Here is a 13,433-nt window from a genome sequence, read left to right on the forward strand (position 1 = left end):
CGGGCCGGACATGGGTGGGACCTGTGTGGGACATGGGTATGACGTAGGACGCTGCCATGGCGTTCAGGTCACCCGCCACGGGGCGGTGGTAACGACACGGTCACGCATGCGGTCGATGTGCTGCCACGCAGGGGGAACAGCGGCATAGTCTGCACACACCCCAACCGGGGTGACCCGTGGGCGCCGTACGGCCCGCGAGCACCCAATGACTTCAGGAGGAGTCTTGCGTTCCGTGTTCAAGATTGGCGCGCCACTCGTGGCCGCTGCCCTCGCGCTGACTGCCTGTGGTGGAACCACCGGCGGCAGCACCGACGCCGGTTCCAAGGCGTGTGACCTCAAGATCGGCTTCTTCGGCGCCCTCACCGGCGACGCTGCCAACCTCGGCATCAACATCAAGAACGGCGCCGAGCTCGCCGTCAAGCAGTACAACGAGAAGAACGCCGACTGCAAGGTCGCGCTCACCTCGTTCGACAGCCAGGGTGACCCGTCCATTGCTCCCGGACTCGCCCAGAAGGCCGTCACCGACAAGAAGCTGGTCGGCATCGTCGGCCCCGCCTTCTCCGGTGAGTCCAAGGCCGCCGACCCGATCTTCGACAAGGCCGGCCTCAACATCATCACGGCCTCCGCCACGGCGACCAAGCTGTCCGAGAACGGCTGGAAGACCTTCCACCGCATCCTCGGCAACGACAACAGCCAGGGTCCCGCGGCCGCGAAGTACATCAAGGACGTCCTCAAGGCGCAGAAGGTCTTCGTCTCCGACGACACCTCGGAGTACGGCAAGGGCCTGGCCGACATCGTCAAGAGTGATCTCGGATCGCTCGTCACCGGCAGCGACCACACTGCAGCCGACGGCAAGCAGGATGACTTCTCCGCGACCGTGACCAAGGCCAAGGCCTCGGGAGCGACCGCGTTCTTCTACGGCGGTTACTACTCCAACGCCAGCAAGCTGGCCAAGCAGCTGAAGGACGGCGGCTTCACCGGCACCTTCGTCGCCGGCGACGGCGTCAAGGACGATGGCTTCATCAAGGGCGCCGGTGCGGCGGCCGAGGGTGCCATCGTCACCTGCCCGTGCCTCCCGCCGGACCAGGCACCCGAGTTCGCGGCCGCCTACAAGAAGGCCTACAACTCGGACCCGGCCACCTACTCGGCCGAGGCCTACGACGCAGCCAACGTGTTCCTCGCGGCCATCAAGGCCGGGAAGACCACGTCAGCCGACATCAACGCCTTCATCACGTCCTACGACCAGAAGGGCGTCACCAAGCAGGTCAAGTTCGACGCCAAGGGCGAGCCGGCGGACATCCACGTGTGGGCCTACAAGGTCACCGGCGGCAAGATCGTTCCGGACCAGGAAGTCAAGTAACACCACATGTAGCGGCCAGGGCTCTCGGCAACGGGGGTCCTGGCCGCTACCGTGTTCCCGTCCGGACCCGGACCCCGTCGAACTGACGCGGAGGTCCCCCACTACGGAGGTCTGATGGATCTTCTCCTGAACAACTTTTGGGAGTTCACAATCACCGGGTTGGCCAACGGGGCCATCTACGCGCTGATTGCCCTTGGCTACACCCTCGTCTACGGCGTGCTGCGCCTGATCAACTTCGCCCACTCCGAGGTGTTCATGTGGGGCGGCTTCGCGGCCGTCTGGGCCCTGGTGGCGCTCGGCGCCAGCAAGGCGAGTGGCCTCGGCGTCGTCGGGTTCCTCATCGCGGGCTTCGCGTCGGCCATGGTGGTCTCCGCGCTCGTGGCGCTCGGTCTCGAGTTCGTCGCCTACCGCCCGCTCCGCAAGCGCAACTCACCACCGCTGATCGCGCTGATCTCCGCGATCGGTGCGTCGTACACGCTGTCGGAAGTGATGGGCCTGCGCGACAAGCCGTTCAAGTGGTTCGGCAAGGACGACGACCTGGTCAACTACGTCGGCCGTCCCCGCGAGGCCGCGCCCTTCCCGCTCAACATCGAGACGAAGCGGCTCTTCTACATCTTCGACTACCACGTCTCCAACAAGGACCTCATCGTCCTGGGGTCGGCCATCGTCATGATGATCGTGCTCGACCAGTTCATGCAGCGGTCCCGCCTCGGCCGAGGGATCCGCGCTGTGGCCCAGGACCCCGAGTCCGCAGCCCTCATGGGCGTCAACCGCGACAGGGTCATCCGGCTGACCTTCGTCATCGGCGGGGCCATGGCAGGTGCCGCCGCGATGATGTACCTCATCCGGATCGGGCAGATCCGCTACAACTCGGGCTTCCTGCTCGGTGTGAAGGCCTTCACCGCCGCCGTGCTGGGCGGCATCGGCAACCTTCGCGGCGCCCTTCTCGGTGGCTTCATCCTCGGCGTGGCCGAGAACTATGGCCAGGCCATCTTCGGTGGAGAGTGGAAGGACGTGGTGGCCTTCACGCTCCTCGTCGTCATCCTCCTGTTCCGGCCCACCGGCCTGCTCGGTGAGTCCCTCGGAAAGGCACGCGCATGAGCGCCGTTTCGAACTTCTTCCATGGGGTCGGCGACCGTTTCCGTGCCCTGCCACGCCCGGCCAGGATCGTGCTGATGATCGTCGCCGTGGTGTTGGTCTACCTGCTGCCGATCCTCAACCCGCCGTTGATCACGACGACCGACTCCGACTTCGGTGCCGTGCTGTTCCTCTGTGCGCTGTATGCCCTGGTCGCAATCGGGCTCAACATCGTCATCGGGTATGCCGGATTGCTCGACCTCGGGTACATCGGCTTCTTCGCGATCGGCGCGTTCACGGTCGGCGTGCTCGGGTCGGCTCATGGCAAGCTCCCGCTGCTCCTGTGCATCCCGATCGCGATGGCGGTCACGCTGTTCTCGGGCATCGTCCTCGGCGCGCCCACCCTGCGCGTGCGTGGCGACTACCTCGCGATCGTGACGCTCGGCTTCGGTGAGATCGTCCGGCTGATCCTGGTGAATGCCGACGCCCTGACCGGCGGCTCCCGGGGTATCTCGAACATCCCCACGCCACCCAGCTGGGCCCTGTTCGAGATCCCCAAGCTCAAGTGGGAAGGGTTCGTCGCCTACGTCGACCAGAGCAACACCACGACGTTCCTTGAGTTCGGGGTCACCGATTCGGTGCCTTACTACTGGCTGGCGCTGACCCTCGTGGGCGTGGTGCTCTTCCTCGACTGGCGGATGCAGAACTCTCGCGTCGGCCGGGCCTGGGAGGCAACCCGTGAGGACGAGGACGCCGCTGAGCTGATGGGTGTCCCGACCTTCCGGTTCAAGCTGCTCGCCTTCGCCACCGGTGCCGCGATCGGCGGTCTGTCCGGTGCGCTGTTCGCCACCAAGCAGCAGTTCATCAACCCGGACAACTTCACCATCCTCTACTCGGTGCTCTTCGTCGCCATGGTCGTCGTCGGCGGCCAGGGCAACCGCTGGGGCGTCGTGCTCGCGGCGGCCCTGCTGACCTGGGCGCCGGAGAAGTTCCGATTCCTGTCCGACGCACGGTTCCTGCTGTTCGGTGTGGCGCTGATGGCGCTGGCGATCTTCCGACCGCAGGGTCTGCTGCCACCTCGACGATCGGTGCGGGCCAAACAGGCAGACATCGAGACAGAGGTCCTCGAGGAAGGGGCGACCCATGCCTGACAAGACGCCTGACAAGACGCCTGCCGAGACCGCCGACACCGCGGCCTCGGCACGCGGACCGCGGGTGGACGACGACGCCACCACCCGACCGGAGGTCGACACCACCCCCGACACGTCGGTCGACATCAGCGTGGAGGAGATCGCCCACCTCCCCAAGGGCAAGATGCTCGAGGTCGACGACGTGACCCTCCGGTTCGGCGGTGTCACGGCCCTCGACGGTGTCTCGTTCCACATCAACACCGGCGAGATCCTCGGCCTGATCGGGCCCAACGGTGCCGGCAAGACGACCTGCTTCAACGTGATGACCGGTGTCTACCAGCCCACCTCGGGCGGGATCCGGTTCATGGGCGAGCCACTCGGCAAGCGGCAGAAGTTCCAGATCACCAAGCTGGGCATCGCCCGCACCTTCCAGAACATCCGGCTGTTCCACAACATGACCGCGCTGGAGAACGTCCTGGTCGGCGCGGACGCGCACCACTCCACCGGTATGGCGTCGGCGCTGCTGCGGCTGGGCAAGCACCATGCCGAGGAGGCCGAGGGCATGGAGCGTGCCTTTGAGCTGCTCAGGTTCATGGGGTTGGACAAGCGGGCCGACGAGCTCGCCCGCAACCTGCCTTATGGCGACCAGCGGCGGCTCGAGATCGCGCGGGCCCTCGCCACGAACCCCAAGCTGCTCTGCCTCGACGAGCCGGCTGCCGGATTCAACCCGGCGGAGAAGGCTCGGCTGATGGAACTCATCCGATCGATCCGCGACCAGGGCTACACGGTGCTGCTCATCGAGCACGACATGAAGCTCGTCATGGGCGTCACCGACCGGATCGTGGTGCTGGAGTTCGGCAAGAAGATCGCCGAGGGCTTGCCCGCCGAGATCCAGGACAACCCTGCGGTGATTGCCGCCTATCTGGGAGTTGATGAAGATGCTTCTTGAGGTCGATGACCTCTGTGTCAACTACGGGCGCATCGAGGCGATCCGCAACATCTCGTTCAACGTCAACGAGGGCGAGGTGGTCACTCTCATCGGGGCCAACGGTGCCGGCAAGACGACCACCATGAAGACGGTCTCAGGGCTGCGCCCGGTCCGCGCCGGCTCCATCAAGTTCGAGGGCCAGGACATCACCGCGATGCCGGCTCACGAACGCCCGGTGCTGGGTATCGCGCAGTCGCCCGAGGGCCGCGGCTGCTTCGTCGGCATGACCGTGCTCGAGAACATCGACATGGGTGCCTACGCCCGCACCGACCGCAAGACGCCGAAGATCAAGGAGGACCGCGACCGGGTCTTCGGGCTCTTCCCGCGGCTGGCGGAGCGACGCAGCCAGGTCGCCGGCACCATGTCCGGCGGTGAGCAGCAGATGCTCGCGATCGGGCGGGCCCTCATGGCCAACCCCAAGCTGCTGCTGCTCGACGAGCCGTCGATGGGGTTGGCGCCCAAGCTCATCCAGCAGATCTTCGACATCATCACCGAGATCAACAAGCAGGGCACCACGGTGCTCCTCGTGGAGCAGAACGCGGCGCAGGCCCTCAAGCGGGCCCACCGCGCCTACATCCTCGAGACCGGCGAGATCGTGCGTGAGGGCACGGGCCAGGAGCTGGCCAACGATCCTGCGGTCAAGGCGTCCTACCTCGGCGGCGACGTCTAGGCGAGCTCTTCGGTAGGCCGGCCCGCCGGCACACCACGAACGGCCCCTCGGATGTCCGAGGGGCCGTTCGCACGTGACGGGCTCTACCTCTTCGAGGTCGCCTTCGCGGTCTTTGCTACGACCTTGGGGCCGGCGGACTTCGTGGCTGTCGCCTTCTTCGCTGTCGCCTTCGTCGCTGTCGCCTTTGTCGTGGTCGCCCTCTTCGTTGCTGCTTTTGCTGCCGTCTTCGTCGCTGCCGTCTTGGTGGTCGCGGTCTTCTTCGGGGCAGCCGCAGCGGCCGTGCGCTTGGCGGCAGCCGTCGGGCGCTGCGGGGTGCGGGCGCTGCGGGCCAGGATGGGCGCGAGGAACTGCCCGGTGTAGCTGTCCTCCACCGTGGCGACCTGTTCGGGGGTGCCCTCGGCGATGACCCTGCCTCCGCCGTTGCCGCCCTCGGGACCCATGTCGACGATCCAGTCGGCGTTCTTGATGACATCGAGGTTGTGCTCGATGACGATCACGGTGTTGCCCTTGTCGACCAGGCCCTGCAGGACCAGGAGCAGCTTGCGGATGTCCTCGAAGTGCAGCCCTGTGGTGGGCTCATCGAGGACGTAGATGGTCCGGCCCGTCGACCGCTTCTGCAGCTCGGCCGCCAGCTTGACGCGCTGCGCCTCACCACCGGACAGCGTGGGTGCCGGCTGACCGAGCCGGACGTAGCCCAGCCCGACCTCGTTGAGCGTCTTCATGTGGCGAGCGATCCCGGGGACCGCGGCGAAGAAGTCGGCGGCCTCCTCGATAGGCATGTCGAGGACGTCGGCGATCGTCTTGCCCTTGAAGTGGACCTCGAGCGTCTCGCGGTTGTAGCGCGCCCCGTGGCACACCTCGCACGGCACGTAGACGTCGGGAAGGAAGTTCATCTCGATCTTGATGGTGCCGTCGCCCGAGCACGCGTCACAGCGGCCGCCCTTGACGTTGAACGAGAACCGACCCGGCTGGTAGCCACGGATCTTGGCCTCGGTCGTCGTCGCGAACAGCTTGCGCACCGCGTCGAAGACCCCCGTGTAGGTCGCCGGGTTGGACCGCGGGGTCCGGCCGATCGGGCTCTGGTCGACGTGGACGACCTTGTCGAGGTTCTCCAGGCCCTTGACCGTCTTGTGGCGTCCCGGGACGTGGCGGGCGCCGTTGAGCTTGTTGGCCAGGACGTTGTAGAGGATGTCGTTGACGAGCGTCGACTTGCCCGAGCCCGAGACCCCCGTGACCGCCACGAGGTTGCCCAGCGGGAACGACACGTCGACACCATGCAGGTTGTGCTCGCGAGCCCCGACGACGGTGACCTCGCGCCCCCGCTCCTGGGGTCGGCGCAGCGCCGGCATGGGGATCTCGAGGCGCCCGGAGAGGTATTTGCCGGTGATCGAGTCCTGGTGCTCGAGCAGTCCCTGGACGGTGCCCGAGTGGACGACGAATCCGCCGTGCTCCCCCGCTCCGGGGCCGATGTCGACGACCCAGTCGGCGGTCGCGATCGTGTCCTCGTCGTGCTCGACGACGATGAGCGTGTTGCCGAGGTCGCGCAGCCGCGTCAGCGTCTCGATGAGCCGGTGGTTGTCGCGTTGGTGCAGCCCGATGCTCGGCTCGTCGAGGACGTACAGGACTCCGACCAGGCCCGAGCCGATCTGGGTCGCGAGCCGGATCCGCTGGGCCTCGCCACCGGAGAGGGTGCCCGCCGGGCGGTCGAGCGAGAGGTAGTCGAGCCCGACGTCGAGCAGGAACCCGAGCCGCGCGTCGATCTCCTTGATCACGCGCTCGGCGATCTGCCGCTCACGGGCGGTGAAGTCGACCTCTTTGAGGAACTTCGCGCAGTCGGCGATGGCCAGCGCACAGATGGCCGAGATGCTGCGACCCCCGATGTGCACCGCCAACGACTCAGGCTTGAGGCGGGCGCCACCGCACTCGGGACACGGCACCTCGCGCATGAACCCCTCGTAGCGCTCCCGGCTCCACTCTGAGTCGGTCTCGGAGTGCCGCCGCTTCACGAACGGGACGACGCCCTCGAAGCCGGTCGTGTAGGACCGCTCACGCCCGTAGCGGTTCTTGTAGCGGACGTGGACCTTGTAGTTCTGGCCGTGCAGGAGCGCCTCCTTGGCGCGATCCGGCAGGGCGTGCCACGGCGTGTCCATCGTGAACTTGAGGTCCTCGCCCAGGGCCGTCATGACCCGCTGGAAGTACTCCGCGGACCCGCTCGTCGACGCCCAGGGCGCGATCGCTCCCTCGCCGAGGGTGAGGTCCTCGTCGGGAACCAGCAGCTCGGGGTCGACCTCGAGCTCGGTCCCCAGGCCCGTGCACTTGGGACAGGCGCCGAACGGGCTGTTGAACGAGAACGACCGGGGCTCGACCTCGTCCATCGCCAGCGGGTGGTCGTTGGGGCAGGCCATCCGCTCGGAGAAGCGCCGCTCACGCTCGGGGTCCTTGGCGTCCTTGTCGACGAAGTCGACGACCAGGACTCCGCCGGCGAGCCCCAGGGCGGTCTCGACGGAGTCCGTGAGCCGTCGCTTGGCCCCGGTGTCGTTGCCCTTGGCCACCAGGCGGTCGACCACGACGTCGATGGTGTGCTTGACCTGCTTCTCCAGCTTGGGCGGCTCCGTCAAAGACACGACCTCGCCGTCGACCCGGGCCCGCGAGAAGCCCTTGCTCTGCAGCTCGCCGAAAAGGTCGACGTACTCCCCCTTGCGGGCGCGCACGACCGGGGCCAGCACCTGGAACCTGGTCTTCTCGGGCAGCTCCAGGAGCCGGTCGACGATCTGCTGCGGGCTCTGCCGGGTGATCGGCTCCCCACAGACGGGGCAGTGCGGGCGCCCCGCCCGCGCGAACAGCAGGCGGAGGTAGTCGTAGACCTCGGTGATGGTGCCGACCGTGGAGCGCGGGTTGCGGTTGGTCGACTTCTGGTCGATCGAGACCGCCGGGGACAGACCCTCGATGAAGTCGACGTCGGGCTTGTCCATCTGGCCGAGGAACTGGCGCGCGTAGGCCGACAGCGACTCGACGTAGCGACGCTGGCCCTCGGCGAAGATGGTGTCGAAGGCCAACGACGACTTGCCGGACCCGGACAGGCCGGTGAAGACGATCAGCGAGTCGCGGGGCAGCTCGACCGACACGTCCTTGAGGTTGTGCTCACGGGCACCCCGGACGATGAGCTGGTCGTGCTGGTGGCGGCGGGCGGGCACGGCTGAAGTCACGCGCACCATCGTAGGTGGCGACACCGACAACCCTGTCCCGACCACCCAGCCAGCGCCTCCCGCGCGCACCCGGGCACGCGGCATACCCTCTCGTCATGAGCACCCCCATCGAGGAGTATGCCGTCCTCGGCGACACCGAGACCGCCGCCCTCGTGAGCCGCGCGGGATCGATCGACTGGCTGTGCCTGCCGCGGTTCGACTCCACCGCCTGCTTCGCCGCGCTGCTCGGCACCCCCGACAACGGGCGCTGGCTGCTCGGTCCCAAGGGGCCCGCCCGCAGCACCCGTCGGTACATCGAGAACTCGTTCGTGCTGGAGACCGTCCACGAGACCGACACGGGCGCGGTGAAGGTCACCGACCTGATGCCCCTCGGCGACGGACGGGCCGACATCATCCGCAGTGTCGAGGGACTGCGGGGCCGGGTCACGATGCAGCACGAGTGGATCGTCCGGTTCGACTACGGCAAGGTCCGCCCATGGGTGTCGCACAGCGTGGGCCACCGCCTCGACGGCGACGTCATCACCGCGGTCGCCGGGCCGGACATGCTCGTGCTGCGGGGCAGCAGGCTCCCCCACGCCCGGGACGGGCATCACGAGGACGAGTTCGACGTCGCCGCCGGCGAGACCCACACGTTCTCGACGACGTGGTTCCCCTCGTTCGAGCAGGTCCCGCCGCCACTGGACATCGACTCGAGGATCGCCGAGACCATCCGGGTGTCCAACGAGTGGGCGGCCCGGTGCGACTACGAGGGCCCCTACCGCGAGCTCGTCGTCCGGTCGCTCCTGACGCTGCGCGGTATGACCCACTCACGCTACGGCGGCATCGTCGCGGCGCCGACGACGAGCCTGCCCGAGGACTTCGGCGGCGAGCGCAACTGGGACTACCGCTACTGCTGGCTGCGCGACGCCTCCCTCACCCTCGAGGCGCTGCTGGCATCGGGGTACGTCGACGAGGCCCGCCTCTGGCGGAACTGGCTGCTGCGTGCGGTGGCCGGCGACCCCGAGGACCTGCAGATCATGTACACCATCAACGGGTCCCGTCGGCTGCCCGAGCGCACGCTCGACCACCTCGCCGGGTATGCCGGGTCGACCCCTGTCCGGATCGGAAACGGCGCGGTCGACCAGCGTCAGTCCGACGTCCTCGGCGAGGTGATGATCGCCCTCGACGAAGCCCGCGCCCGCGGGCTGGAGGTGTCGACCCAGTCGTGGGCCATGCAGCGTGCCCTGGTCCAGAACCTCGCCCGCCACTGGCAGGAGCCGGACAACGGGTTGTGGGAGATCCGCGGCCCCCTGCGGCACTTCACCCACTCGCGCGTCATGGTGTGGGCGGCGTTCGACCGCGCGGTCCGCGGGGTCGAGAAGTGGGGCCTCGACGGCCCGGTCCAGCAGTGGCGCGAGCTGCGGGACCAGGTGCGCGACGAGATCCTCAGCAAGGGCTTCAACGCCGAGCGCAACACCTTCACGCAGCACTACGACACGACCGAGGTCGATGCCTCGTTGCTGCTCATCCCGCTCGTGGGTTTCCTCCCTCCCGAGGACCCACGGGTCCTCGGCACCGTCGCCGCCATCGAGCAGGACCTGATGCGTGAGGGCTTCCTGCTGCGCTACCGCACCGAGAGCGGCGTGGACGGCCTCGCCGGCGACGAGCACCCCTTCCTGGCCTGCTCGTGGTGGCTGGTGAGCGCGTATGCCGTGTGCGGACAGGTCGAGAAGTCCCGCGACCTGATGGACCGCCTCGTCTCGCTGTTCAACGACGTCGGCCTGATCTCCGAGGAGTACGACCCCCACGAGAAGCGGATGGTGGGAAACTTCCCGCAGGCCTTCTCCCACCTCACCTTCATCGGCGCGGCCCACGCCCTCGCCGAGGCCGAGGCGAAGGGGGCCGCCAGCCCGGGAGGACAACTGCCATGACCGACTCCACGACCGACTCCACGACTGCCGGTGCAGGCCCGGGCGCGGGCCTGGGCTCCCCTGCCGACCTGGCCGCAGACCTCGCGGCGGTCGCGCGGCATACGCAGCTGCTGGTGGACCATGCCACCCACGTCGGCGACATCCGGGCGAGGTCGCTCTGCGAGGGCTGGAGCCGCGCCCACATCCTCACCCACGTGGCCCGCAACGCCGACGCGATCCTGCGGCTCACCGAGTGGGCGCTGGACGGACAGCGCCGGGAGATGTATCCCGGAGGCAGCACTGCCCGCGACGCCGAGATCGAGGAGGGCGCCCTGCGGGCCGGGCCGGCCTCGCCCGACGACCGCCGACCTGCGGGCGCCTTCGCCGACGACCTCGCCAGCACCGCTGCCGACCTTGCACCGCGACTGGCCGAGCTCGGCGGGCCGCTCGCCGTCGACGAGGTGGAGATGCGCGGTGGCCTGAGGATCTCGCCGCTGGCGCTGCCGTTCCTGCGGTTGCGCGAGGTCGTCTACCACCACGTCGACCTCGATGACGGGTTCGGGTTCGCCGATGTCGAGCCCGAGCTGCTGGGCCGTTTCATCGACGATGCGGTGTCGAGGCTGCGGATGGGCAGCCACCCACCGGGGTTGGACCTGCGGACGCAGGAGGGCGACCGGTGGCTGGTCGGGGACCCCACGACCGAGATCCACGGCTCCCGGGCCGGGGTACTGCTCTGGCTGGCCAGGCGGATCGACACCGGGGTCGGGGCCGAGGGCGACCTGCCGGAACTCCCTCAAGGCGCCTAGGACGTCGGGATCGACGCCCCGGTGATGCCGGCCCGCCGTGCGATGGCGACGGCCGCGAGGGCGGAGTGCACCTTGAGCTTGTGCAGGATGCTCTGGACGTGGGTGCGCACCGTGTTGGGGGACACGTGCAGCAGCGTGCCGATCTCGGTGCGGCTCATTCCTTCGACCAGGCAGCCGAGCACCTCGAGCTCGCGCCCGGTCAGCTCCCGGATGCCCTGGACGTGCTCGACAGTGGTGCGCTGTCCGCGCGACAGGGCCACGAGGACGCCGGCCAGCAGGCCGGCCGGGATCCGGGTCTCCCCACGCGCGACACCGCGGATGGCGTCCACGAGCGCCTCCGCGGTCTCGGTCTTGACCACCCAGCCACGCACGCCCATCTGCACGGCCTCGACGATCTGGTCGCCGGCCGCCGCCCCCGTGGCGACGACGATGCCCATCGACGGCTTGGTCGCCAATGCCTCCCGGGCGACCGCGAGACCGTCCTCGCCCCCCAGGTCGAGGTCGAGGACGACGACGTCACACTCGACCTCCTGGAGGCGCCGCAGTGCCTGGGCGACGCTGGTCGCGGAACCCTGGACCACGATGTCCGGGTAGTCCCCCAGACAGATGGCCAGGGCGTCGACGAACACTTGGTGGTCATCCACGAGCAAGACGCGCACGGGGGCTGGCATGGCCCCACGGTGGCGTACCGGCAGAGCGGACAAAACCGGCCCGTGCCGGAGTGCGTCCTACGTCAAAAGGGTGACCGGACTAGTCCGTTCCGTCCAGACAGCTCCGTCCGTCCGGACGACTCCGTCCGTCCGTCCGGACGACGGGACGACGTGCCGCTCAGCGCAGGTGGGCCGGCCAGGACTCGTGAGAGCCGTGCGCCGACATCAGGGCTGCCGCCTGGAGCCTGGAGTGGACCCCAAGCTTGGTGAGCAGGTTCTGGACGTGGGTGCGTGCCGTGCTCCGTTGGACCCCGAGGGACGTCGCCATCTCCTCGGTGGTCTGGCCGTCCATGATGCAGCGCATGACCTGCCACTCGCGGTCGGTCAGGAACTGCAGTGCCCACAGTGGGTCGTCCGTCGACTTCGACGGACGCAGGGCCCGCTGCAGCAGGGACGGCTCGACCGCCAGCTGGCCACGGACGGCGCGGTCCAGCATCTCGACGATCTCGACGATGGGCTTCTCCTTGCCCACGTAACCCGATGCGCCCTCGGCGATCGCCCGGCCCACGATCGAGTGGTCGGCCTCGGCCGACAGCATCACGACCTTGGTCTCCGGGGAGATCTCGCGAATCACGTGGATCGCCGACACCGAGGTGCCGCCGGGGAAGTTGACGTCGAGCAGGCACACGTCGGGACGGTGCATCGCCACGGCGCTGACTGCCTCCTCGGGGGTACCCGCCAGGGCGACCACCTCGTGTCCGCGGGCGCCGAGCGCGAGGCCGAGCGCCTCGAGGAGCAGCAGGTGGTCGTCACAGACAACGATCCTCATGACGCCACCAGCCCCAGCTGGGCCTGAGCGAGGCAGATCTCGCCGACGGTGCCCCCACCGTCGGCCGCGTGGAGCGTGAAGGACCCGTGGCAGGCAGCCACCATGGCCCGGGTCGTGGTCAGGCCCAACGACGTGCGTGCGGTGACCTTGCCGAGGCCGGGGCCGTCGTCGGTGACCATGAGGTGAGCACCCTCGCGGTCTGCATAGGCGTCGACGTGCACGTGCCCGCCGTCGCCGGCGGCACGCACGGCGTTGTCGAGCACGCAGGCCAGGGCCCGGCTCAACGCGACCGGACGGGCCCACGCCTCGAGCGCTCCGCTCGAGTCGATCGTGATCTCGCAGCTCGCCGTGGCACGAGCCCGCGCCACAGCCCGGGTCGCGACGGCCACCACGTCCGTGGCCGTGACCTCGTCGGCCGCCGCCTCGCTGAGGCTCGTCTCGACGAGCTCAGCGAGCCAACGCGCCTGTCCGGCGATACCGTCCATCTTGCGACCGACGTCCCCGCCCTCGGTGCCTGCCAGGAGCAGGATCGCGGCCAACGGTTGACGCAGGTCGTGCAGCAGCGCTCTTACGGTGTCGATCTCCCCGCCAGCGACTGGGCGCTGGCGATCTTCCAGAAATGCAGCCATGTATGTCCCTCACAACCCCGCAGACCGGAGACCAGCACCCCCTGTGAGGTCTCCTTGTGGTTCCGCGACTCGTCAACGGTATGAGTTCAAAAAGACGGGCAGCAATAGTCATTAGGGACTAGGTGACCTCGCCAATACTTGCCGGTTGCGTGCTCTCGCCACGGGGTGCGTCAGGTGCCCTGCGACCGCCGAGGTGACG

At 68.3% G+C, this 13,433-nt stretch carries 11 protein-coding genes; 7 read left to right on the top strand and 4 right to left on the bottom strand.

Annotation, left to right across the window (positions count from 1 at the left end; all coding sequences use genetic code 11):
- Window positions 1–232: 232 nt before the first annotated feature.
- The 5 genes from AC1DYG_RS00500 to AC1DYG_RS00520 all read left to right on the top strand — a co-directional run bounded on the left by AC1DYG_RS00500 (window position 233) and on the right by AC1DYG_RS00520 (window position 5,225).
- The gene (locus AC1DYG_RS00500) at window positions 233–1,360 is read left to right on the top strand and encodes a branched-chain amino acid ABC transporter substrate-binding protein (protein ID WP_477637945.1); all 1,128 of its coding nucleotides are present in this window, start codon (window positions 233–235) and stop codon (window positions 1,358–1,360) included.
- A 114-nt stretch (window positions 1,361–1,474) separates the two neighbouring features.
- Complete coding sequence (locus tag AC1DYG_RS00505) at window positions 1,475–2,461, top strand: branched-chain amino acid ABC transporter permease (RefSeq protein WP_477637946.1); 987 nt, start codon at window positions 1,475–1,477, stop codon at window positions 2,459–2,461.
- Window positions 2,458–3,588, top strand: a complete 1,131-nt coding sequence (locus AC1DYG_RS00510) for a branched-chain amino acid ABC transporter permease (RefSeq protein ID WP_477637947.1) — start codon at window positions 2,458–2,460, stop codon at window positions 3,586–3,588. Before AC1DYG_RS00505 ends, AC1DYG_RS00510 begins: the two co-directional genes overlap by 4 nt.
- Window positions 3,581–4,516, top strand: coding sequence for an ABC transporter ATP-binding protein (locus tag AC1DYG_RS00515; protein ID WP_477637948.1), 936 nt, complete (start codon window positions 3,581–3,583; stop codon window positions 4,514–4,516). Before AC1DYG_RS00510 ends, AC1DYG_RS00515 begins: the two co-directional genes overlap by 8 nt.
- Window positions 4,506–5,225 carry an ABC transporter ATP-binding protein gene (locus AC1DYG_RS00520; protein ID WP_477638214.1) on the top strand — a complete coding sequence of 240 codons (720 nt, stop codon included), beginning with the start codon at window positions 4,506–4,508 and terminating at the stop codon, window positions 5,223–5,225. The genes AC1DYG_RS00515 and AC1DYG_RS00520 overlap by 11 nt, the downstream gene beginning before the upstream one ends.
- Before the next feature lie 83 nt (window positions 5,226–5,308).
- Here the strand turns inward: AC1DYG_RS00520 and uvrA are convergent, their stop codons facing one another.
- The gene (gene uvrA, locus AC1DYG_RS00525) at window positions 5,309–8,440 is read right to left on the bottom strand and encodes an excinuclease ABC subunit UvrA (protein ID WP_477638215.1); all 3,132 of its coding nucleotides are present in this window, start codon (window positions 8,438–8,440) and stop codon (window positions 5,309–5,311) included.
- A gap of 86 nt (window positions 8,441–8,526) precedes the next feature.
- On the opposite strand from uvrA, the gene AC1DYG_RS00530 reads away from it, so the two are divergent.
- Together AC1DYG_RS00530 and AC1DYG_RS00535 are read left to right on the top strand one after the other, a co-directional pair.
- Window positions 8,527–10,341, top strand: a complete 1,815-nt coding sequence (locus AC1DYG_RS00530) for a glycoside hydrolase family 15 protein (RefSeq protein WP_477637949.1) — start codon at window positions 8,527–8,529, stop codon at window positions 10,339–10,341.
- Window positions 10,338–11,126 carry a maleylpyruvate isomerase family mycothiol-dependent enzyme gene (locus AC1DYG_RS00535; protein ID WP_477637950.1) on the top strand — a complete coding sequence of 263 codons (789 nt, stop codon included), beginning with the start codon at window positions 10,338–10,340 and terminating at the stop codon, window positions 11,124–11,126. Before AC1DYG_RS00530 ends, AC1DYG_RS00535 begins: the two co-directional genes overlap by 4 nt.
- Here AC1DYG_RS00535 and AC1DYG_RS00540 read toward each other — a convergent pair.
- The 3 genes from AC1DYG_RS00540 to AC1DYG_RS00550 form a co-directional block, all read right to left on the bottom strand.
- Window positions 11,123–11,797 (bottom strand): response regulator, encoded by a 675-nt coding sequence (locus AC1DYG_RS00540; protein WP_477637951.1) that lies wholly within the window; start codon window positions 11,795–11,797, stop codon window positions 11,123–11,125. The genes AC1DYG_RS00535 and AC1DYG_RS00540 overlap by 4 nt on opposite strands.
- 157 nt (window positions 11,798–11,954) lie before the next feature.
- Window positions 11,955–12,605, bottom strand: a complete 651-nt coding sequence (locus tag AC1DYG_RS00545) for a response regulator (RefSeq protein WP_477616420.1) — start codon at window positions 12,603–12,605, stop codon at window positions 11,955–11,957.
- Complete coding sequence (locus AC1DYG_RS00550; protein WP_477637952.1) at window positions 12,602–13,234, bottom strand: sensor histidine kinase; 633 nt, start codon at window positions 13,232–13,234, stop codon at window positions 12,602–12,604. Before AC1DYG_RS00550 ends, AC1DYG_RS00545 begins: the two co-directional genes overlap by 4 nt.
- Window positions 13,235–13,433 lie beyond the last annotated feature (199 nt).

The sequence above is a fragment of the Pedococcus sp. P1_H8 genome (genome assembly GCF_056405175.1).